The sequence below is a fragment of the Alteromonas sp. MMG017 genome (genome assembly GCF_018100795.1).
Lineage (GTDB): Bacteria > Pseudomonadota > Gammaproteobacteria > Enterobacterales > Alteromonadaceae > Alteromonas.
In genome coordinates this window covers 1-2,459 of sequence record NZ_JAGJDY010000023.1, presented here as the reverse complement: position 1 = coordinate 2,459, position 2,459 = coordinate 1, and the positions used below count along the sequence as shown (strand labels likewise).

3 protein-coding genes are annotated in these 2,459 nt (G+C 43.4%); all 3 read right to left on the bottom strand.

Translation table 11 applies throughout. The annotated features are described in order from the left end of the window. Nucleotides 1-101 precede the first annotated feature (101 nt). A complete protein-coding gene (locus tag J8L84_RS19955) occupies nt 102-602 on the bottom strand; it encodes a hypothetical protein (RefSeq protein WP_211072230.1) in 501 nt (166 codons plus the stop codon). A 564-nt stretch (nt 603-1,166) separates the two neighbouring features. Then, nucleotides 1,167-1,595: a hypothetical protein gene (locus J8L84_RS19950; protein ID WP_211072229.1), complete on the bottom strand. Its 429-nt coding sequence runs from the start codon at nt 1,593-1,595 to the stop codon at nt 1,167-1,169. 538 nt (nt 1,596-2,133) lie between these two features. Next, on the bottom strand, nt 2,134-2,343 hold the full coding sequence (locus J8L84_RS19945; protein ID WP_211072228.1) for a hypothetical protein: 210 nt from the start codon (nt 2,341-2,343) through the stop codon (nt 2,134-2,136). Nucleotides 2,344-2,459 lie beyond the last annotated feature (116 nt).

The following is a 2,459-nucleotide window of genomic DNA, read 5'->3' as shown; positions in this document are numbered from 1 at the left end:
ACCCACATAAGGGGCAGTAATGCGTGGGCTAAAATAGGAGCGAAGCGACAGAGCCCTCGTGTTACTGTCCCAGGGAGCTTGCGACCGACTTAATGTGTTTGTTAGTTTGCGTATTCATTTGAGCTAAAAATAAACTGTTGGCTTAAAGAAAAGGCCTCACTTGTATTAGTACGACTCTGTGAAATAATTTCAATTTCGCCCTTCTCATGGACTTTGACCAAAAGCTGTTCTGTATCACTTATATCAAAGTTGATAGAGCAATTCTCTAAAGATACCTTACCTTTTGTATAGTTAGGAAAAGGCTTTGAAACGCCATTGGTGTAATACGCGTAAAAGCTTTCATTTTTCAGGTCTACCGCGAAAATAAAAGCGCTTTTCTCCAAGTTTTCAGGTTCCAATCGTAACGCCGTAAAATAATTGGTCAAAGGGAAACTTGTAACTGCACCTGAATACGAAGTCACATCAGAGCTTCCAGAATAAACGATGTAGGACTTTACAGAACTCAAGCTTTTCTTAAACGATATTGCTGCATTAACAAATTCAGACCTTAAAAAGCATCTCGATTGAACAGGCAAAACGACAGTTAAGAAAACTAAAAACATAAGAAGCCTAGTCAATATGAATCTCCACAAGAGTCTCCGAGCGAACTAACTTTAAGCTAAGGGGCGCAGATGCGTGGGGCATAATGGCGAAGCCGCCCCGCGTATAGGCGTCCCAGCGACCGGAGGGAGTGGCTTAAGCGCTTTGTTAGAAGCAGAGCCTGTTCCTTTGGTCTTATTAAAAACTAATTAAGCCAGCATACGATTGATTGTTAACACAAACAAGCAAAATGCCAGTGCAGTGATGTAGGTGATTTAGCTGAAGCAAGCCGCCCTATGAATTACCAAGTGCAATGGCGCTTGCAGAATTGAAATAATAACTAGCCGATAAAGCGCCTATTGCGCAACCTTTGAAGTAAGCGCGGTGACATTAAAACTACCAATGCTTGGGCGATGATTGAAACAACATGTGAGGGTAGTTGAACTGATATTTTTGTAAAGCCAAACGTAGTTTAGGCTGACGCCTTCTAACTTTCCAATAACGGGCGCAGACATGTGGGGCATAATGGCGAAGCCGCCCCGCGTGTATGCGTCCCAGCGAACGCAGTGAGCGTGTTGATTGGGTTGTTATGCATCAAAAACCCCAAACAACCTAGTGTAGTTTTTTACATATGTATTAGTTGTTACCAACGGCCACAAAAACAATCCATTGGCGAAAACAGGAAAAGCGATAATGACCGCGAAATCTGCGCTAGCCTCAAAAGCACATGAAATACCAAATAACACCCCTAATAAGAAAGTAGCAATAGTGTATTTCCTATACCAGTCCAGCTTTTTGTAGAGGGTTTTAAACTCAAAGTCGTTAGTAATACCATTGATGCATAAAAAAAGAACGACACTACATGGAATAAGCAACACTATGCTAATGGGGCTGGCTTTGCTGATAGCTAAGCAAATTAGATAGACGAAACCAGTAGACAGTGACCAATGAAACACTACGCCCTTATAAATATATTGCCTATTAAATGGGTCAGAAGGAATAGGGGGACGGTTCATAATTTCACTCTGATGCATAACTTTAAGCTAAGGGGCGCAGATACGTGGGGCATAATTGGCGAAGCCGCCCCGCGTATAGGCGTCCCAGTGACCGAAGGGAGAGGCTTAAGCGCTTTGTTAGAAGCAGAGCCTATTCCTTTGGCTTTATTAAAAACTAATAAGGTCAGCATACGATTGATTATTAACACAAACAAGTAAAACAACAGTGCAGTGATGTAGTTGATTTGACTAAAGCAAGCCGCCCTATGAATTACCAAGTGCAATGGCGCTTGCTGACGGTGAATAAGAACTTGGCGGTAAAGCGCCTATTGCGCAACCTTTGAAGTTAATGCGGCGAAGTTAAAACCACCAAAAGCCAGAGCGATGTTGGTGAAAGCAGGTGAGGGTAGTTGCATTGAGATTTGTATTAAGCCAAACGAGGTTTAGGCTGGCGCCTTCTAACTTTTAAATAAGGGGCGCAGGCACGTAGGGCATAATGGCGAAGCCGCCCTGCGTGTATGCGTCCCAGCCCGCGTAGCGGGCGTGCTTAATTTTTTTGTTATGTGGCATGCTTATTCGAAGAAAGAATGCTTGTAGTAGCCAGTAAACTACCAATGAAAATACCTGTGATACTGAAGGCTAGTCCCGCTTCAAGACCGGATAACACACCAGATTGCAATTGAGAGTAAACAGGTGATAGGCCGAAGTATGCGCCGACAGCACAGCCGATAAAGCTGAATGACAAACCAATTTTAGTTCCTAGTTTCATAGTTAAAAATCCTTTTTATCTTAATTTACCTTTGACACATAACTTTCCAATAACGGGCGCAGGCATGTGGGGCATAATGGCGAAGCCGCCCCGCGTGTATGCGTCCCAGCGAACGA

Bases quoted from the DNA above. Each gene is read 5' to 3' on its own strand.
- J8L84_RS19950 (WP_211072229.1), bottom strand. From the start codon at position 1,595: ATGAACCGTCCCCCTATTCCTTCTGACCCATTTAATAGGCAATATATT.
- J8L84_RS19945 (WP_211072228.1), bottom strand. From the start codon at position 2,343: ATGAAACTAGGAACTAAAATTGGTTTGTCATTCAGCTTTATCGGCTGT.
- J8L84_RS19955 (WP_211072230.1), bottom strand. From the start codon at position 602: ATGTTTTTAGTTTTCTTAACTGTCGTTTTGCCTGTTCAATCGAGATGC.